At 67.5% G+C, this 25,758-nt stretch carries 23 protein-coding genes and 2 pseudogenes; 6 read left to right on the top strand and 19 right to left on the bottom strand.

Annotated elements, in window-relative coordinates; translation table 11 throughout:
- Positions 1–10 precede the first annotated feature (10 nt).
- From BQ7391_RS06020 to BQ7391_RS12820, 3 genes and pseudogenes are all read right to left on the bottom strand, one after another.
- Complete coding sequence (locus BQ7391_RS06020; RefSeq protein ID WP_075279773.1) at positions 11–697, bottom strand: HAD family hydrolase; 687 nt, start codon at positions 695–697, stop codon at positions 11–13.
- A gap of 113 nt (positions 698–810) precedes the next feature.
- Positions 811–916: pseudogene (locus tag BQ7391_RS12825) on the bottom strand (DapH/DapD/GlmU-related protein); the annotation flags it as partial.
- Positions 917–1,156: 240 nt separating this feature from the next.
- A pseudogene (locus tag BQ7391_RS12820) lies at positions 1,157–1,255 on the bottom strand (maltose acetyltransferase domain-containing protein); the annotation flags it as partial.
- Positions 1,256–1,436: 181 nt separating this feature from the next.
- Between BQ7391_RS12820 and BQ7391_RS06010 the strand changes: the two are divergent.
- On the top strand, positions 1,437–1,952 hold the full coding sequence (locus BQ7391_RS06010) for a nitroreductase family protein (RefSeq protein ID WP_075279771.1): 516 nt from the start codon (positions 1,437–1,439) through the stop codon (positions 1,950–1,952).
- 125 nt (positions 1,953–2,077) lie between these two features.
- On the opposite strand, the gene BQ7391_RS06005 is transcribed toward BQ7391_RS06010, so the two are convergent.
- From BQ7391_RS06005 to BQ7391_RS05975, 7 genes are all read right to left on the bottom strand, one after another.
- Positions 2,078–2,692 (bottom strand): DUF1349 domain-containing protein, encoded by a 615-nt coding sequence (locus BQ7391_RS06005; RefSeq protein ID WP_235858630.1) that lies wholly within the window; start codon positions 2,690–2,692, stop codon positions 2,078–2,080.
- Between the two features lie 135 nt (positions 2,693–2,827).
- Positions 2,828–3,667 (bottom strand): MetQ/NlpA family ABC transporter substrate-binding protein, encoded by an 840-nt coding sequence (locus BQ7391_RS06000; RefSeq protein ID WP_075279770.1) that lies wholly within the window; start codon positions 3,665–3,667, stop codon positions 2,828–2,830.
- A gap of 61 nt (positions 3,668–3,728) precedes the next feature.
- Positions 3,729–4,409 (bottom strand): methionine ABC transporter permease, encoded by a 681-nt coding sequence (locus BQ7391_RS05995; protein ID WP_075279769.1) that lies wholly within the window; start codon positions 4,407–4,409, stop codon positions 3,729–3,731.
- The gene (locus BQ7391_RS05990; protein ID WP_075279768.1) at positions 4,402–5,151 is read right to left on the bottom strand and encodes a methionine ABC transporter ATP-binding protein; all 750 of its coding nucleotides are present in this window, start codon (positions 5,149–5,151) and stop codon (positions 4,402–4,404) included. Before BQ7391_RS05990 ends, BQ7391_RS05995 begins: the two co-directional genes overlap by 8 nt.
- 272 nt (positions 5,152–5,423) lie before the next feature.
- Complete coding sequence (locus BQ7391_RS05985) at positions 5,424–5,792, bottom strand: YccF domain-containing protein (RefSeq protein ID WP_075279767.1); 369 nt, start codon at positions 5,790–5,792, stop codon at positions 5,424–5,426.
- 203 nt (positions 5,793–5,995) lie between these two features.
- Entirely contained in the window at positions 5,996–6,640 is a 645-nt protein-coding gene (locus tag BQ7391_RS05980; RefSeq protein ID WP_075279766.1) for a vWA domain-containing protein, read from the bottom strand.
- 114 nt (positions 6,641–6,754) lie between these two features.
- Positions 6,755–7,780, bottom strand: a complete 1,026-nt coding sequence (locus tag BQ7391_RS05975; RefSeq protein WP_075279765.1) for a macro domain-containing protein — start codon at positions 7,778–7,780, stop codon at positions 6,755–6,757.
- Positions 7,781–8,038: 258 nt separating this feature from the next.
- On the opposite strand from BQ7391_RS05975, the gene BQ7391_RS12685 reads away from it, so the two are divergent.
- A complete protein-coding gene (locus tag BQ7391_RS12685; RefSeq protein WP_075279764.1) occupies positions 8,039–11,638 on the top strand; it encodes a LamG-like jellyroll fold domain-containing protein in 3,600 nt (1,199 codons plus the stop codon).
- 182 nt (positions 11,639–11,820) lie between these two features.
- On the opposite strand, the gene BQ7391_RS05965 is transcribed toward BQ7391_RS12685, so the two are convergent.
- From BQ7391_RS05965 to BQ7391_RS05935, 7 genes are all read right to left on the bottom strand, one after another.
- A complete protein-coding gene (locus BQ7391_RS05965; RefSeq protein WP_075279763.1) occupies positions 11,821–12,429 on the bottom strand; it encodes a hypothetical protein in 609 nt (202 codons plus the stop codon).
- Positions 12,430–12,578: 149 nt separating this feature from the next.
- Positions 12,579–13,064: a hypothetical protein gene (locus BQ7391_RS05960; RefSeq protein ID WP_075279762.1), complete on the bottom strand. Its 486-nt coding sequence runs from the start codon at positions 13,062–13,064 to the stop codon at positions 12,579–12,581.
- A gap of 150 nt (positions 13,065–13,214) precedes the next feature.
- Positions 13,215–14,618, bottom strand: a complete 1,404-nt coding sequence (locus BQ7391_RS05955; protein WP_075279761.1) for a 6-phospho-beta-glucosidase — start codon at positions 14,616–14,618, stop codon at positions 13,215–13,217.
- A gap of 125 nt (positions 14,619–14,743) precedes the next feature.
- Positions 14,744–15,079 (bottom strand): PTS sugar transporter subunit IIA, encoded by a 336-nt coding sequence (locus tag BQ7391_RS05950; protein ID WP_075279760.1) that lies wholly within the window; start codon positions 15,077–15,079, stop codon positions 14,744–14,746.
- Between the two features lie 34 nt (positions 15,080–15,113).
- Positions 15,114–15,413, bottom strand: a complete 300-nt coding sequence (locus tag BQ7391_RS05945; RefSeq protein WP_408033463.1) for a PTS sugar transporter subunit IIB — start codon at positions 15,411–15,413, stop codon at positions 15,114–15,116.
- A 151-nt stretch (positions 15,414–15,564) separates the two neighbouring features.
- A complete protein-coding gene (locus BQ7391_RS05940) occupies positions 15,565–16,947 on the bottom strand; it encodes a PTS sugar transporter subunit IIC (RefSeq protein WP_075279759.1) in 1,383 nt (460 codons plus the stop codon).
- A gap of 132 nt (positions 16,948–17,079) precedes the next feature.
- A complete protein-coding gene (locus BQ7391_RS05935; protein WP_075279758.1) occupies positions 17,080–18,480 on the bottom strand; it encodes a glycoside hydrolase family 1 protein in 1,401 nt (466 codons plus the stop codon).
- 317 nt (positions 18,481–18,797) lie between these two features.
- Between BQ7391_RS05935 and BQ7391_RS05930 the strand changes: the two genes are divergently transcribed.
- Positions 18,798–19,565, top strand: a complete 768-nt coding sequence (locus tag BQ7391_RS05930) for a GntR family transcriptional regulator (protein ID WP_075279757.1) — start codon at positions 18,798–18,800, stop codon at positions 19,563–19,565.
- Between the two features lie 17 nt (positions 19,566–19,582).
- On the opposite strand, the gene BQ7391_RS05925 is transcribed toward BQ7391_RS05930, so the two are convergent.
- Complete coding sequence (locus BQ7391_RS05925) at positions 19,583–20,140, bottom strand: hypothetical protein (RefSeq protein ID WP_075279756.1); 558 nt, start codon at positions 20,138–20,140, stop codon at positions 19,583–19,585.
- A 438-nt stretch (positions 20,141–20,578) separates the two neighbouring features.
- Here BQ7391_RS05925 and BQ7391_RS05920 point away from each other — a divergent pair, with 438 nt between their 5' ends.
- From BQ7391_RS05920 to BQ7391_RS05910, 3 genes are all read left to right on the top strand, one after another.
- Entirely contained in the window at positions 20,579–21,454 is an 876-nt protein-coding gene (locus tag BQ7391_RS05920; protein WP_075279755.1) for an ROK family protein, read from the top strand.
- Positions 21,455–21,695: 241 nt separating this feature from the next.
- Positions 21,696–22,382, top strand: coding sequence for a PAQR family membrane homeostasis protein TrhA (trhA, locus tag BQ7391_RS05915; RefSeq protein WP_075279754.1), 687 nt, complete (start codon positions 21,696–21,698; stop codon positions 22,380–22,382).
- 236 nt (positions 22,383–22,618) lie between these two features.
- Positions 22,619–24,040: a Sapep family Mn(2+)-dependent dipeptidase gene (locus tag BQ7391_RS05910; RefSeq protein ID WP_075279753.1), complete on the top strand. Its 1,422-nt coding sequence runs from the start codon at positions 22,619–22,621 to the stop codon at positions 24,038–24,040.
- Positions 24,041–24,216: 176 nt separating this feature from the next.
- On the opposite strand, the gene BQ7391_RS05905 is transcribed toward BQ7391_RS05910, so the two are convergent.
- Positions 24,217–25,740 (bottom strand): alpha-amylase, encoded by a 1,524-nt coding sequence (locus BQ7391_RS05905; protein WP_075279752.1) that lies wholly within the window; start codon positions 25,738–25,740, stop codon positions 24,217–24,219.
- Positions 25,741–25,758: the final 18 nt, after the last annotated feature.

Below are 25,758 nucleotides of genomic sequence, written 5' to 3'. Positions count from 1 at the left end.
GCATGCCCGGTTACGACCGACCGAAGAACCGCCTCAGCAGCTCGGGGTAGTCCCGCGCCATCAGGTCCTCGTCCAGGGCCGCGCTGAGCCGCACGCGCTTGCGCTCCGTCGGGACCATGCCGAGAAAAGCGCAGCCCGCCCGCAGCGATGTCTCGTAGTCCCGCCGCGTGTCACCCACGAAGACGGTCGCCTCCGGGCGGCCACCCATCAGCTCGAGGACGCGATCGACGCTCCATGTGCTGGGCTTCAGGCGCTCCGGGTGCGCGTCGTCCCGGCCCACCACCGGAAGCTGTCCGATGGACATGCGACTGAGGAAGGCGTCGACCGCGCGGGCGGAGTTGTTGGTTGCCACGCCGACCCGATACCCCGCGCCCCGCCAGAAGTCGACGGCCTCGGCCACGCCCGTGACCGCAGGGCCCGTCCCGGCGGCCGCAACCTCGGCATCGGAGAGGATCTCATCTGCCTTGAGCAGGGCCTCCGCACGCGTCTCAAGGCGATCAGCGGTCTGCGCCAGCACGGCGTCGAAGGCATCGAACGCATCCAGCGCCTCGTCGAAGTCAATCGAGAACCGCCCGAGCTCCTCATGCATCCTGTGCCTCGTCGCCGCGAGGTCATGGTTCTGGAAGAGCAGGCACATCGTCCCGTCGAAGTCCAGAACCACGCTCTCGCAGCCCCTGCGGTCAACCCTGAGGTCCACGGCCTACCTCCCCTCCCCCTCGGCGCCAGCCGGCGATATCGGATCCACGAGGTCGCGCTCCGACACCTCGCGCAGCACGCGGCAGGGCACGCCGGCCGCGATCACGCCGGCAGGCACGTCGCGCGTGACCACGCTTCCCGCCCCGATCACGCTCCCGTCGCCTATGGTGACGCCGCCGCAGACGGTCACGTTGGCGCCCAGCCAGACGTTGTTGCCCAGCGTGATGGGCGCCGAGGTCTGGATGCCCTCCGCACGCTGGGCGGGGTGTACGGCGTGCCCCGCGCACGCGAGCACGCAGCCGGGCGCGATGAACGTGCCCTCGCCGATGTTGATGGGCGAGGTGTCCAGAAATGCGCAGTTGTAGTTCACGAGCGCAAAGCCGTGGAAGTGGATGTTGAAGCCGTAGTCGCAGCGGAACGTGGGCTTGACGTTTGCGCGCGGGTGCCACGTGCCAAAGAGCTCCTTCAGGATCTGGGCTCGCGACTCGGTGTCCGCCGGGTCAAGCTGGTTGAAGCGCCAGCAGAGACGCTGCGCGCGCGGCTGCAGGTCGTTGGGCATGTCGAGGTAGCTCACGGCATACGGCGCGTCTGAGCGCATGAGGTCGAGCGCGGTCATGGGGGTCCGTTCTTCTTGGCGTGTCCGGCGCGGCCATTGTACAGCGCACTGCGGGCGACGTAACGGCAGGCGTATCATTGGCGCAGGAAGACAGGTGAGCCACGACCAAGGAGGAGTGACCGAGATGGAGTTCAGGGACGTCATCGCCAAGCGCTACTCGTGCAAGAAGTACGACGAGACCCGTCAGGTGGAGCCCGAGGCGCTCGAGCGGATCCTCGAGGCGGGTCGTCTTGCCCCCACCGCCAAGAACCTGCAGGAGCAGCACGTCTACGTGCTCCAGAGCGCCGAGGCGCTCGCCATCGTGGACGAGCTCACGCCTTGCCGCTACGGTGCGCCCACGGTCCTGGCCGTGGCCTTCGACACCACGAACGTCTACCTCTACCCCGGCGACGCGCGCGACTCCGGCATCGAGGACGCCGCGATCGTGGCCACGCACATGGTCTTGGCCGCGTGCGACGCGGGCGTCGACAGCTGCTGGCTCAACCGCTTTGACCCTGAGGTTGCCAAGGAGCGCCTTTGCCTGCCCGAGAACGAGGAGCTCCTCATGCTGCTCGACCTCGGCTACGCCGCCGAGGGCACGGGCCCGCTGCCCAACCACGAGAGCCGCAGGCCGCTTTCGGAGACGGTGACGTACCGGTAGGTGACATGGGGACGGAGGTCTTGTCAGCGCTCCGTCCCCATGTCACGTGTCTAAGGCGACCGCAGGGCGGGAGAGACGGTGCGCGCCTCGCGCCAGAGGGTACGGCGGGACGCCGAAATCTGGCCCTACCCCTCGTCCGGCTGCTGGCCATCATGGGCGGCCCAGACGCACGGACCGTAGTCGAAGCGGTCAAAGCGCGCCGTGAACGACGAGTCCTCGGGAGAGCAGGCGTAGACGCCAAAGCTCACCGCGTCCGTCGCCGCGGCCAGGTGGCAGACGCGCATCTGCGAGAAGATCACGCCGTCGCGAGAGCACTCTATGCGGAAGTCATCCTCGCGACGGGAGAGCCGATACCACATCCGCCGCTCGTCGGCGGTGATCTCCGTCGTTGCCCAGTCGGACCAGCCTCCGTTGGTGACCACGCTCCCGAGGTGCTGAAAGCGCTCGTTCTCATACTCGACGGATGCCTTGAGCCAGTTCTCGGAGTCCAGGTACATCACAATCCCGCACTGGTCGAAGCGGTGGTGGCTCTGCGAGAAGTCCGTGCCCACCGTGAAGCTGAAGTACCTCTCGTCCGTGCGCGCCTGGAAGACGGGCGCGTTGTCATTGCGGAAGTGGTAGTAGGTGCGCTGCCAGAGGTCGGTGTGCGGGAGCGTGGTGATCTCGAGCGCCCCGTCGTGCGCCATACAGGCCGCTGGCTCGCGCGTCCAGGTGAAGTCATTCAGGTCCATCGCCGCCATGGTCGCCTCCCGAATCTCATGCCTTTAGAAAGATTGTACGAAAGATCGCATCGCTCGCAGGAGGCAATGGGGTGACAGGGGGACGGAGCGCTGACAAGACCTCCGTCCCCCTGTCACGTCCCCCCTGTCACGCATCTAGAAGGCCTGGACTGAGTCGCCGAAGGCCTCCTGGAGATACGCCGCGAAGTCATCGCCCTTGAGGACCTCGACGAGCGCGGCGATGCATTCGTCGTCCTTCAGCTCGGGACGCGTGGCGATGATGTTGACGTACTGCTCGGGCACGGCCGTGGAGTCGGCGTTCTCGGTCGCCACGGCGTCGGCGAGCGAGAGGCCCGCGTCGATGGCGTAGTTGCCGTTGATGACGGCAAAGTCCACATCCGCGAGCGTCGAGGGCAGGACCGCGGCCTCCTGCTCCGCGATCTTGATGCCGCGGGGGTTGTCCGTGATGTCGTTCACCGTGGCGGTAACGCCAGCGGCCTCGTCGATCGTGATGAGGCCAAGGTCCTGGAGCAGGAGCAGCGCGCGACCCTCGTTGGTCGGGTCGTTGGGCACGGAGATCGTGGCGCCCTCGGCGATGTCATCGAGGTCGCTCGAACGGCCGGGGAAGATGCCGAACGGCTCGTAGTGGATGGCCCCGACGTTCACGAGGTCGGACCCGTTCTCCTCGTTGTAGTTGTTGAGGTAGTTGATGTGCTGGAAGTAGTTCGCGTCAAGCTCCCCGGAGATCGCGTCCTCGTTGGGCTTGAGGTAGTCGGTGTACTCGATGACATCGAGCTCGATCCCCCTCTCCTTGAGGCGCGGGGCGGCAAAGTCGTTGAGAATCTCCGCATGCGGGCTTGGAGAGGCGCCGATCCGGAGCGTCCCGTGCTCGTGCGCGTGCCCCTCGGCGCCGCATGCCGCGAGCGAGCCGGCGGCAGCGAGCGCGAGCGTGGCAAGAAGGGAGCGGCGGGAAATGTTAGAACTAGCGAACTTCATGGTTCTTCTCCTCACTCTGTAAATTGGGGACTGTCCCCAATTAACACAAAAAATTGATGGACTAGCCGTTGGAGCGATGGTCGACGCGGCGGGCCAGAAAATCGCACGCGCTCTGGATCAGCTGCACGATGACCACGAGAATGACCACCGCGGCGATCATGACGTCGGACTGGTAGCGGTAGTAGCCGTAGCGGATGGCGATGTCGCCCAGGCCGCCCGCCCCCACGGCCCCCGCGATGGCGGTGTAGCCGAGGACCGCGATGAGCACCACGGCGACGCCGCGCACCAGGGACGGCAGGGCCTCGGGCAGAAGCGCCGAGAAGACCACGCGGGGCACCGAGGCGCCACAGGCCTCCACGGCCTCGACGCTCTCGTGCGGGACCTCGGCGAGCGACTGCTCGACCATGCGCGCGATGAAGGGCGTGGCGGAGAGCACGAGCGGCGGGATGGTGCCCAGGATGCCCGAGCCCGTGCCCATGATGAGGCGCGTGAGCGGGATGATCGACACCATGAGCACGATGAACGGGAAGGAGCGGCAGATGTTGACCGCCCAGCCGAGCACGGCGTTGAGCACGCGCACGGGGCGCAGCGACCCCGGCGCCGTGAGGTAGAGCACCACGCCGAGGGCGATGCCCAGGACGTACGAGATGAGCGTGGGCACGAGCAGCATGACGACCGTCTCTCCGGTGCCCTGGAGCAGCAGCTCGCCATACTCGGCAAAGAACTCTGAAAGGCTAGGCATCCCAATCAACCCTCTCGAGAAGAACCTTGGCGGCCTGCGACTGCGGGGTGGCAAAGACGTCGGCGACGCTCCCCCGCTCCACGACATGCCCGCGCTCGAGCACCACGACGTTCTTGCAGATCTTCTGGACCACGCCCATCGAGTGCGTGATCACGATGATGGTGACGCCGGTCTCGCGGTTGATCTGGCGCAGGAGCTTGAGGACGGTGTTGGTACTCGCGGGGTCGAGGGCGCTCGTGGCCTCGTCGCACAGGATGTACTCCGGCTCGCACGCGAGGGCGCGGGCGATGGCCACGCGCTGCTGCTGGCCGCCGGAGAGCTGGCTCGGGTAGGAGTCGGCGCGGTCGGCCATGCCCACGAGGTCCAGGAGCTGGAGGGCGCGCTCGCGGTTCTGGGAGGTCACGCGCCCCGTTGCGGCCAGGTACGGGAAGCACGCGTTGGCGAGCACGGTCTTCTGGGACAGAAGCCCGAAGCTCTGGAAGATCATCGCCACGCGACGGCGGTACGCGCGAAGCGCCGCGCCGGTGAGCCCGGTGACGTCCTGGCCGTCCACGAGGATCTGGCCTGAGGTGGGCTGCTCGAGCAGGTTGATGCAGCGCACGAGCGTGGACTTGCCGGCGCCGCTCATGCCGATGATGCCCACGATGTCGCCGTCGGCAATGTCTATGGAGACGTCGTCGAGGGCGTGCGGCGCATCTGGCTGCGCGCCGTAGGACTTGCAGAGGTTCTTGATCTGGATCATGCGAGAGCTCCGCTCGATGAGTGGGATGGGTCTGGGCGGCCTCCCGCCGGAGGCGGCCCGCGAGGGCGCCCGGTCTCCTAGCGCCCGACCTCGCGGCACGGCGCGTCAGAGTGCCCGGGCTTGGGCATCTCCATGACCACCATGGCCATCATCGAAATATGTGCGGCAGCAATGTTCATGCGGGTTACCTTATCAGCCCGCGCGCGGGGGCGAGAAAGACGTAACAATCTAGAAAAGTGTTACGGGATTGCGGGCGCGAAGGTCGCAGCCCCCTACCTCACCGTGGCGCCAAACGGCAGCAGGACGAGCTTCGCCATCTTGAAGAGCTGCAGGCCAAACGGGATGCCCACGATCGTGACGCAGAAGAGGGCGCCCTCGGCGAGGTAGCAGAGCGCCGACCACCAGCCGCCGAGCAGCACCCAGACCACGTTGGCCACGAGCGACGGGGCACCGCCCCCGTACTCGATCGTCCTGCCGAAGGGCGCGAGCGTGAGGGAGGCCATCTTGAACGCCTGCCGACCGAGCGGGATGCCGACGATCGTGACGTAGCAGATCACGCCGGTGAGGAAGAACCCGAGTGCCGTGACCCAGCCTCCGGTGAGGATCCAGATGATGTTGAAGACCACGCTGAGGCAGCCCATGTCGCTCCTATCGAACGTCCTTCTCGATGCTCGAATTCCTACCCGTCAGGCACCGACGCCAGTCACCCTCCACGAATTATCGGCGCCGCACCGCTCCCCCGCGCGGCGACGATACCGCAAGAGGGCGTCACAGCATGCACTCTGCGACCGGACGAGGACGACTCCCCAGATGGCGTCTGGGGAGTCGCGCAGAATGCGTGCTGCTATCTCCTCCGCGCCCTCACGTCGGCGTCAAGGCCCGCGCGCCACGAGTCGCCCATCGCCGAGCCAGGAGCGCCGGAGCGCACGTTCGCCACCGCCATCGCCATCGCGCTGTAGAGCACCTCGGTGCCGCGCCCGTCCGCCACGTAGTCCGCCGCGCGCTCGCTCGCAATGCCGAGGTGAGACGCCTCTGCGGCCGCATCGATGTTCGCCCCGATGAAGAGGAACTCCCAACCCCGCTCACGATGTTGCTCGATCATCTTCTTGACCTGCGGATACGTGAAGCGTCGGCTTGCGTTTTCCATGCCGTCCGTGGTGATGACGAAGAGCACCCTGTTCGCCGCGTGACCCCTTGGCTGCACGCGCTGGACAAGGTCGACGTGCCCGATGGCGCCACCCACGGCGTCGAGCAGGGCCGTGCAGCCGCAGCAGCGATAGTCGGCGCGCGTGAGCGCGGGGACCTCGCGGATGTCCAGCCGGTCGTGCAGGACGCGTGAGCCGTCCGAGAAGAGAATCGTGGAGACCGTGGCCTCGCCCGGCTCCTCTCGGTTCTTCTCGATGAGGCTGTTGAAGCCACCGACGGTATCGGCCTCGAGCCCCGCCATCGAGCCGCTCGCATCCAGGATGAAGACGATTTCCGTACGCATTGCTACCTCCTTCGTCGTGGTCATGCCCTACGACTGGGAGGTTACGCTCAGCGGCAACACGAGAGGTAAACCACGAGGCGACATTCGCTCGCCGACGGCCCACGCCCCGGCGGCCTACTGGGAGCCGAGCAGCGGCTGATCGAAGGCGAAGAGGGCCTCGTTCACGGCCATGACGTCATGGACGCCGCGCATGAGGTAGAACTCCACGATCACGTCGAACTTGCTGCTGTGCGAGAGCGCGAGGCCGGCGCGGGCGAGAAGCTCCCGCGTCTGAGGGAGCGTGAGCTCGAGCGCCAGGGCGAGGGCCACCGCAGTGGGCTTGGTCGGCCGGTAGTCCGCTCGGGACCGGATCTTGGAGAAGAGCTGCCGGCTCAGGTTGGCCCGCCGATAGACCTGGGCGTCGGTGAGCCCGCGCTCGTCAATCAGGGCGAGAAGCGCCTGCGAGAAGGACGCGTCGAGGTGCGACAGCCGTTCGGCGAGCTCGTCCGAGGCGGGGGCGGACGCCATGGGCGCGCATGCCACGCACTCCCGCCCCGCCGCCGCGGATGGCAGCGGGGCACCGAGGGCCTCGAGCTCCCTCCGGCGGTCGCGCAGGAAGGGGCTCGCGTCAACGTACGCGTCGTCGACGAACTCGCACAGCTCGCCGATGAGCGCCACGCTCTCCGCGACCACGTCGCGCGAGAAGACGACGAGCGTGGCATCCACGTCAGGATGCGCGTCGAGAAAGGCCTGCGCCTCGGCGCGCGCGACGTCGAGGGCCTCGTGCACGGGGTAGCCGAAGACGCCGGCGGAGATGAGCGGGAACGCGACGGAGGAGGCGCCAAGACGCGCAGCCTCGGAGAAGGCGCTCCGGTAGCAGCTGCGGAGCAGGTCCTTCTCGCCCCGCGCGCCACCCCGCCAGACGGGCCCGACGGCATGGACGACCCAACGACAGGGAAGGTCGAACCCCGGCGTGGTCACGGCCTTGCCCGCGGGGCAGCCGCCGATCCGCGCGCACGCCTCCGACATGCGGTCACGCCCCGCGCCGGCAAAGATGGCCCCGCACACGCCGCCGCCCTCCATGAGCCGCTCGTTGGCAGCGTTGACAAGCACGTCCGCGCTCACGCGCGCGATATCGTCGCGAACGATGGAAAACGGCATGGCGGTCCTCCCTCGCAGAGCGGGCGTTGGGCATCGCGACCCCTCACTCGACACTATACCCCGCCCCCCTTGGGCGAGGTGGTGCGCGAGGGGCGCGAATAGTCAAGCGTCCTTACGGAAGGATTGCCCACGCGGGACCAGCCCTAACGAGAGCCGAGGAACCCTGACCCACAGAAGACCAGGGCGAGAAGGGCAGCTTACGGACGCGCTCAAAAATGAGGTGAGTTTTGTCCATGGGACGCGACCAAAGGGGGACGCATGGAACAGGGCACGGAGCAGGGTACGACGGGCGGGGTCTCCCGCCGCGGCTTCCTCAGGCTGGTGATGACCGCGGGCCTGGGCCTCGTGGCGACGGGGACCGCTCAGCCGGGAATCGCATGGGCCGACGAGACGGGCCTCTCGCGCGAGGGCGTAAGGGCGCGCCTTCTCATTGGGTCCGACCTGCACGTCAACAACAACACGGGTGCCGAGCCACGCGACGCCGACAAGAAGCTGCAGTTTGCCTTCGACACGATCTATGAGATCGACCCGCAGCTCGACGCGTTCTGTCTGGTGGGCGACCTCACCGACAACGGCAGCAACGACCAGTACGAGCGCCTCATGGCCCTCATCAACGACGGCGGCGCGCACAACGCGGGCTACGCCGACGGCACGGGACACACGCAGATGATCCTCTGCCAGGGCAACCACGAGACGTACAACTGGGGCGTCACCCTCGCGCGCTCCGTCTTTGAGGACCGCACCGGCCAGGCGGCGAACAAGGTCGTGGACGTGAACGGCGTGCGCGTCATCACGATGGGCCCCATCGGTGCGAGCGACGGCGACTACCGCCCCAACTACGACTGGTTCAAGCAGCAGCTCGAGGAGCAGGGCTGCGATGACGGCGTGCCGTTCCTCGTGCTGACCCACCACCAGATGCGCGGGTCCTCCTACACCTCGCCCGAGTGGCACGGCAACTTCGGCCAGGGCGAGGCCAACGACTTCCAGAAGCTCATGGCCCAGTACCCCAACCTGATCCAGGTCTCCGGACACAGCCACGCCACGCTGGAGGACGAGCGCTCCATCAGCCAGGACCTCGGGTTCACCGCCATCCAGGACTCCACGATCGGTGCCTACTACGAGAACGAGACCGGCAAGGTCGACCCCGACTCCGGCAACGGCGCCTCCGTGCCGCCGCAGACGGCCGACGTCTTCACCCCGGGCACCAGCCGTCAGGAGGCGTCGCAGGTCGTCCTTCTCGACTTCATGGAGGACGACACCGTGCGCGCCTACCGCATCTCGCTCGTGCGCTCCCGCGCCGAGGGCGAGGGCGTCGTCTACCTGTACGAGCCGTGGGTCATCGACCCCAGCGACATGACCGCCTACACCACCGCGCGCGAGTCCACCGCCGCCCCCACCTGGCCCGCGGGCGCCGAGGTCACCGTCGACGAGGTCACCAACACCTCCGCCAAGGTGCACTTCCCCGCCGCCCAACCCGGCTCCGAGCGCGGCGATGACATGGTCCACGAGTACAAGCTCGTCGCCGAGGCCGAGGACGGCTCGACCGTCACCAAGCGCATCTTCGGAGACTACTACCGTCCCGCCGCGTACATCCGCAACTCCTGGGCCGTCGCCTTCAAGGGGCTCGTCGCCGACACCACCTACACCATGAGCGTCTACGCCCAGACCTCCTGGAACAAGGAGGCGGGCTCCGAGGGCTCCGGCACCTGGGCCGGCAGCACCGAGCCGGCGCCCAACTCCACCTCCCCGGCCATCGTCTCGGCCGCCTTCACCACCGGCTCCGCGCCCGTGACCCCGCGCGCGATCCTCGACATCGACTACCGCGAAGGCGTGACCGAGGACGCCATGGGCCACACGCCCAACCGCGAGCAGGGCATGGGGCTCGTAGAGGACGAGGAGATCGGCTTTAAGGCGCTCGAGGCCAACGGCTCCACCGGCTGGGGCTACCGCCTCTCCGCCACCGACTACGACCAGTTCGTCGGCGCCTCCACGCACGAGTGCTACTTCAAGCTCGTCGACAGCCAGACCGACCAGTGCCTCTTCTCCAACCAGCAGAGCGCCGGCGCCGGCTTCGAGGTGGAGAACGGCAAGATCGAGTTCTGGTACAACAACGACCAGGCCAGGCGAATCCTTGGCACCCCCGTCAACACCGACGAGTGGGTCCACGCCGTCGCCACCTATGACGGCACGAACGTCACGCTCTACGTCAACGGCGAGCAAGCCGACCAGGCGAGCGCCGGCAAGATGACCGTGCCGAGCCCCGACCGCTACTACGTCTGCTCCGACGTGAGCACCTCCAACATGCCGGAGATCTGTGCCAAGGCCGGCACCCGCGTCGCCTTCGCGCGCCTCTTCCCCTACGCCATGACGGCCGAGCAGGTCAGGACCGCCTACGCCGCCCGCCTGCTCCCGCCTGCGCCGGAGAAGCTCCTCGACGTCGACTTCGCCGCCGTCGAGCGCGCCGCCGGCATCGCGGACGCCGCCGGGCACGAGGCCGTCCACCCCGAGCTCGCCGCGACCGCCGTCATCGCTTACGACGAGGCCATGGGCCAGAACGTCTTCGAGTGCGACGGCAGGAGCGCCTTCGGCTTTGCGTTCGACCAGGACGACTACACCTACCTCGGCAACGAGCACGCCCTCGAGTGCATCTTCATGGCACACGACCTCGACTCCGACCAGTGCTTCATCTCCAACCAGCAGAGCTCCGGCGACGGCCTGGAGATCGCCGGCAACAGCGACACGCACGGCAAGATGGCCTTCTGGTTCAACTCCAACGGCTCCGGCACGCCCAAGCCGGCCGGAGCGGTGACCGCCGACGTCTGGCACCACGCCCTCGGCGTCTACAGCTGCGGCAAGGTCCGCATGTACATCGACGGCAGGCTCTGCGAGGAGGCCGACGCCAAGGGCGGCCTCGAGGTCCCGCCCGAGAACTGCCGGAACTACTACGTCGGCGCCGACGTCTACACCGGCGGCGGGGCGCAGCTCTTCACCAAGCCCGGCACCAAGATCGCCCGCGCGGCCATCCTCTCCAAGGCCCCGTCCGAGGACGAGATCAAGGCCATCGCCGCCGGCTTCCCGCTCGACCCCAACGCCGAGCCCGACACCGTCACGGTGAGCTTCGCCTGGGCCGGCAGCCTCGCCCCCGAGGGCGCCGCGCTGCCCGAGGACATGACCGTGGAGAAGGGCTCCTCCGTGACCCTTCCCGCCTCCCCCGCCAAGGGCGAGACCGTCAAGGGCGAGAAGGACGGCGTCGCCGGCACCTGGACCTTCGGCGGATGGGACCACGAGGACGGCTTCCTCGCGGAGGGCAACGTCATCGTGAGCGGCACCTGGGCCTTTGTCGCCGACGAGGTCATCCCGGCGGTCGACAAGACCGAGCTCCAGAACAAGGTGGGCGAGGCCGCCTCGCTCAGCCAGGGCGACTACACCGCCAGCTCCTGGGCCGCCTTCGCCGCCGCCCTCTCGCAGGCCAACGCGGTTCTCGCCAACCAGAGCGCCAGCGAGAAGGACGTCTCCGACGCGCTCGCCGCGCTCGACGCCGCCCGCAACGCGCTCGTGAGGAACTCTGGCACCGGCACCGGCTCTGGCACCGGCAGCGGCACCGGCCCTGGCAACGGCTCTGGCACCGGCAGCGGCACCGGCTCCACCGGCGGCACCGGCAAGAGGCCGAGCTCCGGCGCGGGCTCCGGCTCTGCCGTCCCCGACACCGGCGACGCCACGTCGATGATCGACTCCGTGGTGGGCGCGCTCGGCGCCCTCTCCCTCGGCGGCGCCGGCATCCTCTCGGGCATCAGCCGTCGCCATGCCAGCGACGACGTGATCATCTACGACGAGGACGACGCCGACCTCGTCGACTAGCGTGACGCAGGGGCGGGGCGACGGCCCCGCCCCCCACGCATCACTCCCCAGATTCACCGAGACAGAGAATCCGGACAGAATCGACCTCCTAGGAGGCGATTTCTGTCCGGATTCTCTGTCTCGCTAGTGCTGGGGTACGGCGGGGTCGAGGCAGCGACGGCTTTCCCGCCCCGCCTCGCTCGCTACTCCGTGCGCGTCTGGACGATCGAGCCCACGATGGTGAGCGCGATGGTGCCCACGAGAATGGGGGTCGCATAGGCCGCGGCGAAGTCCCCGCCAACGAAGGCCGTGAGGGAGTCGAAGGTCGCGAGCGCGTCGCCGGGCACCGCGCACGCGGCGAGCTGCCCGAAGGCCAGCACAGTGGCGAGCACGTTGGGCACGAGGAAGGACGAGCCCGCCCAGGCGGTGCCGAAGCGCACGGCGGCATCGGCCCAGTGCACGGCCGCAAGACCGAGCAGGACGCCCGCCACGGCCATGATGATGCCGAGGTAGTCGGTCGCCTCCTGGGGCAGCAGCATGGTGACGATGAAGCCGAGCGCCGCGCCGGCCAGCAGACCGACGATGAAGACGCCCGCCTTGTAGGCGTACTTGGAGAGCAGCGCGGCCACCACGCCGAGCACCGCGCCGATCGCGAGCGACACGGGCGAGGCGTCCGTGGAGCCCAGCGCCACGTTGAAGACGCCGATGAACACGAGCACGCCGAGCAGCACGTAGAAGAGCTTCTTTCCGAAGAAGCACGCCGCGGCGCCGGCAGCGATGTTGACGAGCAGATAGAGAATGACGAACTCCATGCGTTTCCTCTCCGCGAGAAGGACGGTCACGGGCGAAAATCAGAACTTCAAATTATAACCGGCATAGAGAGGCGCCCCTCAACGCCCGCTTGACCCGCCCTCGTCAGGGAAGGTCTCGTCAAGCGGGCCGCCGACGCAACGCCCGGCGGCTACTCCGCGCGCTCGTCCGGCAGGTGCCGGGAGAGCGGCCCGCGCTTGGAGGCGTCTGCCGGCGCGAGGCCCAGCGCGTAGAGGAACCCGAAGAACATGACCATGATCGGCGCCACCATCGTGACGTAGACGACCACCACCGTCGGGATCATGAGCGTCCCCGCGGTGTCCGGCGCAAGCGCGGGCACCCCGGCGAGCAGCACGAACGCGAGGGCGAGCAGCGCCAGCACGAGGCAGACCGTCCGGGCGACGCCCCCCATCCTGATGCGCTTGAACCTCACGAGCAGAAGGCCGATGAGCACGCCAATCGCATAGAGCAGCAGCGGCGAGGCGAGCACGACCCCCAGCTGCACGAGCGCGGAGTCACCGATGGCCGCAGAGACGACCTCGAAGTCGGTCATGTGATACCACGCGAGAAACGCTATGCCCAGCGCCGCCACGATGACCCAGGCGACAAAGTTACCAATGAACGTAGACTTCTTCACGACGTCCTCTCTCGACGCGCGTCGGGCTATGCTGTCCCCACGGCGCAACGACAGCGTGCAACGTGAGCATTATACCCGCGGCGCATGAGACCGGTCGTCAAGCTGCGGCACGAGCCATCTCAGGTCGACCAGCGCTGAGCGCGCGGCTCGCTAGACCAGGGCGCAGGCCTGGCTGCGCCGTAGAGCCTCCCTTGGCGATCCATCCTCGTTGTAGAACTGCGGCAGATAGTCCCTGTGTGCCTCGCAGAGCTCATCAAAGACCTCGTTGGCAACCGCGTCGGAGTCGCAGAGCTTGTTGGCGACCAGGGCCGCCACGGCAACGTCCTTGCTTCCGGTCACTGCGGCCTCGGCGACCATGCGCTCGAAGCTCTTGATCATCTGAATCGTGCCGTTGATGGCCGGAGAGAGCTCTCCCACTGCGATGGGTTTGGGACCGTCACCGGTAATGACGCACGCGCACTCCACGGCGCTCTCGTAGGGCAGGCTCGTGACGGCACCCTTGTTCTGGACGTCGACGTACTGGATGTCGCCGCGGTCGTTCACGATGGAGTCGATCACGGAGCAGGCCGCGTCGGAGTAGTGGGCGCCGCCGCGCTCCTCGAGCTGCCTGGGCTTGACGTGCAGCTCGGCGTCCTTGTAGAGCTCGAAGAGCTCGGCTTCGACCTGCTTGACCACCTCTGCGCGCACGCCGTGGGCCTGATAGTCCTTCTCGAGCTGCTCGAGCTCCTCACGCGTGGAGAAGTAGTAGTTGAGGTAGCTCACCGGAATGGCGCGTAGGCCGCGGATGAGACGCTTGGACCAGGGGATGGCCATGATGTTCTTCATGGTGCCCAGCTCCTCAACCGGCAGCTCGCAGTAGCGCTCGAGCACCTCCTCGAAGCGGCTCTTCCCGTCGATGTAGACGTCGGTCACGAAGAAGTGGTGGTTGAGGCCTGAGAGCTCCATGCGCACGCGGTCGGGGTCGACGTCCATCCACCTGGCGATGCCGAAGCGCATGGATATCGGACAGTTGCACAGGCCGATAATCCTTCTCCAGCTGGTGTGGCGCAGGACGGCCTCGGTCACGATGCCCACCGGGTTGGTGAAGTTGACGAGCCAGGCGTCGGGGCAGAGCTCCTCCATGTCACGGATGATGTCGAAGATCACCGGGATGGTGCGCAGGGCCTTGAACATGCCCGCGGCGCCGTTGGTCTCCTGGCCGATGAGGCCGTGCTTGAGGGCGATGCGCTCGTCCTTGATGCGCGCGTCGAGCTGTCCCACGCGGAACTGCGTGGTCACGAAGTCTGCGCCGACAAGCGCCTCGCGACGGTCAAGCGTGAGGTGGACCTCCATGGGCAGGCCCGCCGCCTCGACCATGCGCTGGGCGAGCCCTCCCACGATCTCGAGCTTCTCCTCGCCCTCGGGGACGTCGACGAGCCACAGCTCGCGCACCGGACAGGAGTCGTAGCGCTTGATGAAGCCCTCGACGAGCTCGGGAGTGTAGCTCGATCCTCCTCCGATGGTGGCGATCTTGATCGGGCGGCTTCCCTGTGCGCTCTCGTTCTTCTTGGCCATGCCTGGCTCCCTTCTGTCTGAAACGCTCCCCTTCTCAGAAGGGCGCCACCGTCTCCGGCAGCGCCCTTCAACGTGCGATGAACATGCGGTTGTGCCCGGCTCCCAGGCGCCGGCGCGGCCTCGCGCTACGCGCTCGCCACGCCCCTGAGCTCGAGAAGCTCGCGGTAGACCTTGGCGAAGTTCTGCGCCATGAGCTTGCAGGTCTCGGCGCTCGCCATCTGGTCCTCGGCGTGCAGGAGCAGCAGCGGGGTGCCCTTGCGCTCGCCGTTGGCCTCGGAGGTCAGAAGCTGCATGTGAACGTCATGCCCGGCGGCGTATGCCTCGTCACCCTGCTTGATGAGCTCCTCGGCGGCCTCGAAGTCACCCTCCTCGGCCTTGGCGATCGAGTTGACGTAGCAGGACTTGGCGGTGCCCACGCAGCTGATGATCTGGAAGCAGATCATCTCCATCTCTTCGTCCATCAGACCTCTCCTCTCTGCGGTCGGGTGCTCGCGGCTAGCCGAGCATCTTCTTGACGTCGTCGAGAATCTTGGCGGCGTTCATGCGGCCGTAGTCGACCATCGGGATGACGGCGACGGGGATGCGCCCCTCGACGGCCTTCTCGAAGTCGCCCCTCGCGTAGCCGATCTGGGGCCCAAGGAGGATGACGTCGGCCTCGCTGATGTGGTCCATGGCCTCGTTCATCGGGCGCGCCTCGATTGCGACCTCCTCGCCGCGGCTCGCGGCCTCCTTCTGCATCTTCTGGACGAGCAGGCTCGTGGACATGCCCGCGTTGCAGCACAGCATGATCTTCATGATCTGTCCTTTCCGACCGGCATACCGGTCCGTTGCATCCGACGACCGCCAGATGACGGTCACCGCTTCTTGGCATGGGGCCCCTCCGGGGGGCGCCCTCTGCGGACGAGCTGGCATGGCCCGTCCGCAGGGGGCGGGGGGAACTACGCGACTACTCCTGAGCTATCTCGAACTGCTTGCGCTGCGCGGTCTCCGATGCCTTCATGAAGGGCAGGTAGATCAGCGTGAAGATTACCAGCAGCACGATCTGGAGAATGCCCGCGCGGATGTCGCCGCCCGTGGACAGGATGCCCGAGGCGATGATCGGGGTGGTCCAGGGCACCTGGATGCAGGTGGGGCTGACGAGGCCGATGACCGTGGCGAAGTAGCCGACGAGGATGCCGATGATGGTGTTGAGCACGAACGGAACCATGAGCGGGATGTTGAACACTATCGGGTAGCCGTAGATGACCGGCTCGTTGATGTTGAAGATGGCGGGCAGGATGCCGAGCTTGGCAACCTCGCGGGAGGGGCGCCACTTGCCCCAGATGAACGTTGCGACGAGCAGCGCCAGCGTGCAGCCCGAGCCTCCCATGAGCGCGTAGACGTTGATGGTGTTCATGTTGAGCCACAGGTCCGGACGGGCGATCACGGCGTCGATGCCGCCGGAGCTGTACACGCTCGTGGCCTCGACGAGCACGACCGTGAGGACGGGCTCGACGAGCACGCCGTTGATGGTGGACTGGTGGATGCCGAGGGTGAACAGGAACACGCCGAGCGAGTAGATCACCACGAGGCCGATCGGGTTGGTGGTGAGGGCTCGCAGCGGGGTCTGGATGAAGGTGTTGATGAGAGCAGTGACGTCAGTCTGGAAGCCTGCGTGGAGAACCATCGAGAGCACGCCGAAGGCGCCCAGGGTGAGCAGCATCGGGATCAGGACGTTGAAGGACTTCTCGACCGCGGGCGGCACGCCCTCGGGCATCTTGATGCGCAGCTTCTCGACGCCCGAGACCTTGATGAAGAGCGTGGGCGCAAACAGGCCGATGATGATGGCGGTGAACATGCCGTTGGTGCCCGTGTAGTTGGTGATGAACGCGCTCGAGACCTGAGCGGTGGTCACCTCTTCGGCCACGTAGAGCGGCGATGACGCAGCAAGGTTGGCAGCCACCGTCTGCGGCATCATGATGAAGAAGACCGCGAGCGCCACCACCACGCACGAGACGGGGTTGTCGAAGCGCTTGTTGTTCGCGAAGCTGTAGCCCACCATGGCGCACAGCAGGATGGCCGAGATGGAGAGCGCGCCCTGCGTGAGCGAGTTGCCCCAGTACTGGGCCGTGGCGAGCACGTCGGCGTTCGGGAAGAGCCCGGGGCTGCTCGGGTCCGCGCTCCACAGGAACGTGAAGACAACGTTGTTGAGCAGCGCCGCGATGCCGGCGAGGATGAAGATCGGCATGATGGTGGCGAAGCCATCGCGCAGGCTGCGCAGGTGCACCTGGTTGCCGACCTTGGCGGAGACTTCCGCGAACTTGTCGAGGAAGCTTTGTCCGTTGGCCATGTCTTTCACTCCTAACTGAACTGTTGGAAACATCAGCCGTGCCATCGCGCCCCTCTCCAGGGGACGCGTATCCGATGGCCGAACCGAGGGGAGGGAGCCCGGGACCGTTCCCCCCCGGTCCGGCCCGAGGACCTACTTCACCACGTGTGTCGCGACAACCTCCCTGAGCCACGCCGCGGACTTCTTGGGCCTGCGGTCGTAGTTCTCCATGAGGTCGACCTCGACGAAGCCATAGCGGTTCTTGAAGGCGTTCGCCCAGGACCAGTTGTCGATGAGGCCCCAGTAGTGGTAGCCCTTGCACTTGGCGCCGTCGTCGATCGCGCGGGCGATCCAGGCGAGGTGGTCGCGCACGAAGTCGACGCGGTAGTCGTCCTGGATCTGGCCGCTCTCGTCGCGGTTCTTGTACTCGCCCTCGATGCCGATGCCGTTCTCGGACACGAACCACTCGAGGTCGGGGTACTCGTCGCGGCACTTCATGCCGAAGTCGTAGATGCCCTTGGGGTAGATCTCCCAGCCGCGGCTCTCGTTCATGACGCGCTCGGGCCAGACGTAGGGCTCGGCGAAGAGCGGGTTGCCCCACTCGTCGCGGTCGCGGCTCGGCGCCTGCACGCGGCAGGGCTGGTAGTAGTTGCAGCCGAGCCAGTCCACGACGCCCGAGCGCAGGACCTCCTCGTCGCCGGGGCGCGCCGGGACGGGCGTCCCGAGGCGGGCGAGGGTCTCGAGCACGTCCGCGGGCAGGCTGCCCTTGGTCGCGAGGTCGAGCCACCAGCGCGTGGTGAGGCCGTCGTTCATGCGCAGCGCCTCGAGGTCGGCCTCGCTCGGGTCCTCCTTGGTGTAGGAGGGGCTGAAGTTGCACACGATGCCGATCCGCGCGTCCGGACGGAGCGCGCCCTCCTCGCGCGCCGCGCGGTAGCGGGCGACGCCGAGCGCGTGCGCGACCGAGATGTTGTACTGCGCCACCACGGCCTCGCGGAAGCTGTGGTGCTGCGGGTACCAGCCGCCGTGCCAGTAGCGGTTCTCGGGCTCGACGCTCGGCTCGTTGAACGTGAACCAGTACCGGACCTCCTTGCCGAACTCGTGGAGCGCCTTCTCGACGTAGTTCGCGTACGCCTCGCAGGTCTCGCGGCTCTCCCAGCCGCCGCGGCGGAAGAGATAGGTGGGGAGGTCGAAGTGGTAGAGGGTCACGAAGGGCTCGAGCCCCTCCTCGCGCGCCGCGCGGAAGAGCTCGTGGTACCAGGCCGCGCCCTCGGGGTTGATGCTGCCGTCCGCGTCGAGCAGGCGGCTCCACTGGATCGACGTGCGGAAGCTGTCGAGCCCGAGGCCCTTGAGGATGGCAAGGTCCTCCTTGTAGTGGTGCATGAAGTCGTTGCCCACGTAGGAGCCCACGCGGTTGTGGAACGCCTCGATGTCCTCGTTGGACCAGGTGTCCCACACGTTCTCGAGCTTGCCGCCTACGTTCCATCCTCCCTCCGTCTGCGGACCGGACATCGCCGCCCCGAAGAAGAAGTTCTCGGGCAGAGTTGGACCTGACATGTGCCCTCCGTTCTCGCTACTGCTGATTCAAGCGTGATGCGGTTTTTTTATCACGCTTTGTTATTTAGATTATAGCGCTCTAATTGTTCTGTTGAGGATTATTTCTGAGTGAATAGTCGCGCTACACTTAGGAAATAAGAAAGGGAAGTTGAGGAAGAAGCCACGTTGACCTGCGGTTTAGTTGACCTCAGCGCAACACCAACCGGCAAAAAGCCGGCAGATATAGAATAACGACCCGGCGAGAAGCACCGTTGGCGGCTCGATTTCTACCGTTCACGGACAGTCTCTCCGCCCTCCACCCCAAGAAGGGAGCCACCATGCTGAAGTACCAGTCCATCGCGTCAGACATCCAGCGCAGCATCGAATCGGGCGCCCTGAAGCCTAATGCGAAGCTCCCTACCGTGGTCGAGCTCTGCGAGGCCTACGGAGTGAGCAAGATCACCATCAAGCGCGCCATCGAGCTGCTCACCGAGCGGGGCCTCATCTCCAGTCGTCGCGGGTCGGGAACCTACGTGAAGAACACCACCGAGCTTCTCGAGCAGACAGGCCTGGGACCCGTCGACGCCGGGGCTGACCCCGAGGTCGACTCCTTCATGTTCTCGCAGTCGGACCGAGCCGCCGGCTTCACCGAGAAGCACAGGGCCACGGGAAAGGAGATAAGCTCCGTGGTCTACGACTTCTCGATCGTCAACCCGCCGCAGGACGTTGCCAGACACCTGAGCATCAGCCGCGAGGACTTTACCTATCGCATCTGCCGCGTGCGCTGCCTGGACGAAGAGCCCATGGTCACCGAGTACACCTACATGCCCCTCGACCTCATCCCCGGGCTCAGGCGCGCCCATCTCTATGGTTCGGTCTACGCCTACCTCCGCAACGCGCTGGGTCTCAAGATCTCGAGCTTCCACAGAATCATTCGCGCCGTGCCCGCAACCGAGGAGGAGGCCAAGAGGCTCAGCACAACGCCGGGCATTCCCATGCTCGAGATTGCGCAGGCGGGGTTTCTTGACGACGGCACGCCGTTCGAGTATTCGGTCTCTCGCTACGAGGGCAGCCGCGGGGAGATTCGAGACATCAGCGTCCTCTGAGGCGCGCCGGGGGGGGGTCAGCGGGAGCCCAGCTTGCCCTTCTTCTTGCCCGCCGGCTTGCCTGCCTTCTTGGCGCGCTTCTCCTCCGCGCGGCGGGCCCGAGCGGCCCGACGCTGGGCGCGAGCCTCGGAGCTGGCCTTCATGGCCGCCCGCTCCTCCTCCGCCTCGCGGGCCACGCGACGCTCCTCCGCCTCGCGGGCGAAGAGGTCAGCGGCGCTCCCCGTGATCGGTGCCCAGGCGAACGCATAGACGAAGCCGAGCGCAAACGACACGATCGGCAGCCCGAACACGCTCCAGAAGAGCGTCGCGGGCAGCGTCATCCCCTGGGGGACCTCCGGCATCAGGTAGGGGACCATGGCGGCGAGCAGCGTCACGAGGCTGACCACGCTCGCCGCGCGACTGGCGACCTGGGCGGCGGAGGGCACGGTCACGCTGGCGCGACGCACGAAGATGATTCCGATGAGCGCGCCGAGCAGATAGATCGAGACGGGGAGGGCGTATGCGCCGGCGGCCCTCACCTGGGTGGGCACGTCGGTACCGCCCTGCCCCACGGCGTAGAGGATGACGCTGCCCAAAGAGAAGCACCGAGATGACGGCAAGGTTGGCGTAGTACACCGAGCCACGCATGGGATACGTGACGCCCTTCCTCGAAAACGGAAGCACCATGTGAGCCCCTCCTCAAATCGCGGCGCGACTGGCATAGGTCCTTTTCCCATCTTAGCGCGACGCGGCACCGCGAGGCGCGGGCGAGGCGCAGGCCGGCCGACGCGTCTGCTGAGGGCCGCACGGGCCCGGGGACGGGACGTCCTTCGACGGGCGCCTCGAGTCCGGGCGGCGCGGGCTGCCTCGAGGCGCCGCTCGCGGCGCAGACCCGCGCGCCGGCGGCCCTGGCCCGGCCTTCTCGCGGGGCGATGTGAGACCGATGCCACATGCGCGGCTCCCGAGAGGTATATTGTGAGCGTCGGCAACGGCCCGCAGTCGCCCGGAGGGCCGGGCGACTGATAGGAGACAGCATGCGCATCGGAGCACTCGAAGCGGGCGGGACCAAGATGGTCTGCGCCGTGGCCACCGAGCAGGGCGAGATCTTGGAGCGGGAGTCCTTCCCCACCACCACGCCCGAGGAGTCCGTTCCCTCGCTCACCAGCTGGTTTGGGGAGCGTGGGGTCGACGCCCTGGGCATCGGCGCCTTCGGGCCCACCTGCGTGGACCCCGAGAGCCCCTCCTTCGGCACGATCCTCGAGACCCCCAAGCTCCCCTGGCGCGGGTACGCCCTTCGCGCGGCCTTCGTCGACGCGCTCGGGGTGCCCGTGGGCTACGACACCGACGTCAACGTGGCGTGCCTCGGCGAGGCCACGTTCGGCGAGTCCCGCGGAATCGCAGACCTCGTCTACGTGACCATCGGCACGGGGGTCGGCGCCGGGGTCATGTGCGGCGGACGCCTCCTGCACGGCATGCTCCACCCCGAGGCCGGCCACATGCTGCTCAACCGCATGCCGGGCGACGAGGGTCCCTGCGTCTGCCCGAGCCACGACAGCTGCCTCGAGGGCCTGGCGGCCGGGCCGTCCATCGAGCGGCGCTGGGGGGCCAAGGGAACCGAGCTCGCCGACCGCCCCGAGGTCTGGGAGCTCGAGGCGAGCTATCTCGCCCAGATGTGCCACAACCTCGTGCTGTGCTACTCGCCGCGCCGCATCATCCTGGGCGGCGGAGTCATGCACCAGGAGCAGCTCTACCCGCTCGTGCGCGAGAAGACCCTCGACTACCTGGGCGGCTACATCACCGCGCCCGAGCTCGAGGACATCGACTCCTACATCGTCGCCCCGAGTCTGAACGACAACCAGGGAGTGCTCGGCTGCGTCGAGCTGGGGCGGCGGGCCGCGGCCGGCGAGTAGGCCTTGCGCCCCTGTTCCGTAGGCTGCCGTCGGGCGCCGTCCCAGCACGGGACGGCGCCTTTTTCGTGCGGGAAGGGACCCGCGGCGGCTTCAGCATGGTTACCGATAGGAGTAGATTTCCCCGCAGGGGCCTCTTCCCGCCCCTGGAAGGGTATGCTTCGTTGGCATGGGTCGTCGCATCCGGCGGACGGCCGGCCGCGCCAACCTGCGGGCACCCCGGCGCCCCGACGGAGGGAGAGACATGTCAGAGGCAACCGACACAAGGCAGGACGTGCCAGGCGAGAGAAGCGTGCGCAAGCGGCTCTACTCGCTCGGCGAGGAAATCGCCAACTCGGTGAGCCACGGCGTGGGGGTCCTTCTCGCCATCGCGGCACTCGTGCTGCTCATCGTGGTCTCCGTCTCGCACGGCGGCGGGGTGCGGCTGGCGGCGGCCCTCATCATGGGGATCTCGCTCATCGTGGAGTACCTCTTCTCCACGCTCTACCACGCGCTCGCGCCCGAGAAGGCCAAGGCGGTCTTCCGCGTGCTCGACCACTGCGGCATCTACCTGCTCATAGCCGGCAGCTACGCGCCCTTCTCGCTGATCACGCTCTCCGGTCGCGGCGGGCTCGAGCTGTGCGTGGCGGTGTGGGTCGTGGCTGCAGTGGGGATCGTTGCCGAGTGCCTGCTGCGCGAGCGCCAGCCGGCCTGGCTCACCGCGGCCGTCTACGTGCTCATGGGCTGGCTCGTGGTCTTTCGCGTGGGCGACCTCTGGGAGCTCCTGCCGCCGCCCGCGTTCTGGCTGCTTCTGGCGGGAGGGCTGAGCTACACCGTGGGGGCGGTCTTCTACGCCGTCAAGAAGGTCCCCTACCTGCACTTCGTCTTCCACCTGTTCACGCTCGCCGGCAGCGTCTGCATCACGCTCTCGGCGCTGCTCTTCGTGGTGTAGGGCGCCCCGCCCGTTCTTCTCGCCCGTTCTTCTCGCCGGGCACGCCCCGGCATGCCCCCCTCGCCCAGACAGAGCGTCCGGACAAAAACGCCCCCGCGCGGGGAGGTTTTTGTCCGGACGCTCTGTTTCGGCGCGCGATGGTCCCCGACGCCCGCCGTCATTCCCGGGCGAGACCCGCGCTAAGATGGACGGCGAGAAGAACGCACGCGCCGCGGCGCAGGACGCAAGGAGGGCACATGGTGGACGAGCAGTTCAAGCAGCAGGTGGACGCCTACGTGGACGAGGTGTGGGAGGACGTCGTCGCCGACATCGACCGCCTCGTGCGGCACGAGTCCGTGGAGGACCTCTCCGCCGCCGAGCCTGGCAAGCCCTGGGGCCCCGCCTCCAACGGCGCGCTCGTCGAGGCCGAGCAGATGGCCGAGCGCCTGGGCCTTACGGTCACGGACGTCGACGGCTACCTGGGCTTTGCCGACGTCCCCGGCGCCTCCGGGCCCGAGCGCCACATCGCCACGATCGCCCACACCGACATCGTGCCGCTGGGCCTTGGCTGGAACTTCCCCGCGCTCGAGGTCACGCGCAAGGACGGCTACCTCGTCGGGCGCGGCGTGCAGGACGACAAGGGCCCCTTCGTGCTCTCGCTCTACGCGGCGCACTTCTTCCAGCGCCTCGTCGACGCTGGCCAGGAGCTGCCGTACACGCTGCGCTGCATCATCGGCAACAACGAGGAGACCGGCATGGGCGACGTGCCGTACTACCTCGAGCGCTACCCCGAGCCGCTCTTCTGCTTCTCCCCCGACGCCGACTTCCCGCTGATCTGCGGCGAGAAGGGCCTCTACCAGGGACGCTTCACCTCAGGCCAGGTGGCCGGCGAGAAGATCGTGGAGCTCGACGGCGGCACCGTCCCCAACGCCATCTGCGGCCAGGCCACGGCCCTCGTGCGCGCGGACGCGGCGTCGCTGCCCGCGGCGGAGCGCATCGCCGTCGAGCCGGCCGGCGAGGGGCTCGTGCGCATCACGGCCACGGGCATCGGCGGCCACGCCTCGATGCCGGCCGGCACCGTGAACGCCATCGGCGTGCTCGCGCGCTACCTGCTGGCGCAGGGCCTCGCGGGCGCGGGCGAGCGGGACTTCCTCGAGCTCCTGGTGACCCTCACCGAGGACGCCTACGGCCGCGCCTCCGGCATCGCCGCCGCCGACGACAAGTTCGGCGAGCTCACCTGCGTCGCCGGCACCATCCGCACCGTCGACGGCCGCTTCGTGCAGACCGTGGACTCGCGCTACCCCACCACCACGACCGGCGAGGCCATCACCGCGCGCCTGAGCGAGCTCGCCGCCGCGCACGGCTGTGCCTTTGAGCAGACCTCCGGCGACGCGCCGTTCTACATCAGCCCCGACAGCCCGGAGATCCAGGCGCTTCTCGCCACCTACGCCGAGTACGCCGGGAAGCCGGACGCCCAGGCGTTCACGATCGGCGGCGGCACGTACGCCCGCCACTTCGCCCGCGCCTGCGCCTTCGGGCCCGGCGACTTCGACCCCGACAAACCCGCCTGGGTGGGCAGCGAGCACGGCCCCGACGAGGCGGTCTCCGAGGAGGCCCTGCGCCGCGCGCTCAAGATCTACATCGTGGCGATCGCCCGCCTGATGGAGCTCGAGCTGTAGGCACGCAGAGAACGCGTAGCTCATGTTTTCCGGAAATCCCGGCTTGCGCATGGCGAGAAGGACGCGCAAGCCGGGATTCTTGATCATTTGGAGGGGAAATCCCGGATTGCGCGTCCGATAGTTTCAGGTTTTGAACGCGTAAACCGAGATGTCCGGAAATCCCGGGCTACGCGTCCCTACACGCGCATCTCCTCGGTGTCCTCCGCGATCTCGCGGCCGATGCGGTGGAGCTGGCGGTCGTTCTCCAGCGCATCGGCCGTCTTCTCCGGCAGGTAGACCGAGAGGCGCCCGCCGAGCGTGCGGAAGGTGGCCCAGCCGTCGTCGCCCACCACGACGTCGTCCTGCTCGCCCACCACGCAGGCCCAGGTCTCGCCGGCGTGGCCCGCGCCCACGAACATGCGCTTCTCGCCGCCGTCGCGGTCGGTGAGGACCACCGCCACGCCGCTACCCTCGTGCTCGGCATCGCCCTCGCGCGTCCAGCCGATCACGTCCGGAGCGTCCAGGAAGTCGTGCTGCGCGCCGTAGGCAAAGCGGCGACGGATCTCCATGAGCAGCGGCAGCTCGAGCACCGCGGGGATGTTGCCGTCGTTGGGCATGCCGTAGAGGTCGCCATAGAAGACGCAGGGATAGCCGGCCTCGCGCAGCAGGATGAGGGCGTATGCGGCGGGCTTGAACCACGTCTGGACAAAGGACTGCAGCGCCTGGCCGGGCTGCGTGTCGTGGTTCTCGGCGAAGGTCACGGCGTGCACCGGGTCGCGCTCCACGAGCGTCCCCGAGAAGATCCTCGAGAGGTCCACGCCGCCGTTGGAGCATGACGCCGCGTAGAGGTTGTAGTGCAGCGGCACGTCAAAGAGCGAGAGCGCCTTCTCCTCGCCGAGGTAGGCCGCGAGCTCGTCCGCCGTGCGGCCCCAGTACTCCCCCACCGTGAAGAGCTCCTTGCCGGCGTGCTTGCGCACGGCGTCGAGCCAGCGCAGGTAGAAGCCGCGGTCGATGTGCTTGAGCGCGTCCAGGCGAAATCCGTCCAGCCCGCAGGCGTCCACGTACCAGCAGCCCCAGCGCACGAGCTCGTCGAAGACGCGCGGGTCGTTCACGTCCACGTCCGCACCCATGAGGTAGTCGTAGTTGGCGTTCTCGGTGCGGTCCACGGCGCTGTCCCAGTGCTTGCCGTCAAAGAGGAAGATGGCCTTGCGCTTGGCGTGATCGTCCCAGTCCACGCCGTGGAAGCACGTCCAGTCCCAGGTGAAGTCCGAGTACGCGCCCGCACGGCCGGGGAAGTCGAAGCGCGTCCACGCGGAGATGGTCTGCGCGTTCCCAAGCACGACCTCGCGGTTGTTGGACTGCACCTCGCGAGCGACCACGTCCTCGCAGCCGTCCGCCCCGAGACGCTGGTTGAGCACAATGTCCGCGAGCGCCTGGATGCCGCTTGCCTGCAGCGCGCGCACGGCGGCCTCGTACTCGGCACGGGTGCCGTACTTGGTGCGGACGCTCCCCTTCTGGTCGAACTCGCCCAGGTCATAGGTGTCATAGACGCCATAGCCCACGTCCTCGGCGCCCTTCTCTGCCTTGTAGGCGGGAGGCAGCCAGACGGCGGTGATGCCCTGGTAGGCAAAGTCTGCGGCCTGCTCGGCGATACGACGCCAGTGCGATCCGTCGGCGGGAAGGTACCAAGAGAAGCCCTGGAGCATGGTCCCGTTGGTCATGAGAGTCCTTTCTGGCAA

Source organism: Thermophilibacter provencensis, assembly GCF_900128445.1.
Lineage (GTDB): Bacteria > Actinomycetota > Coriobacteriia > Coriobacteriales > Atopobiaceae > Thermophilibacter > Thermophilibacter provencensis.
This window is presented reverse-complemented; position numbering and strand designations above follow the sequence as displayed.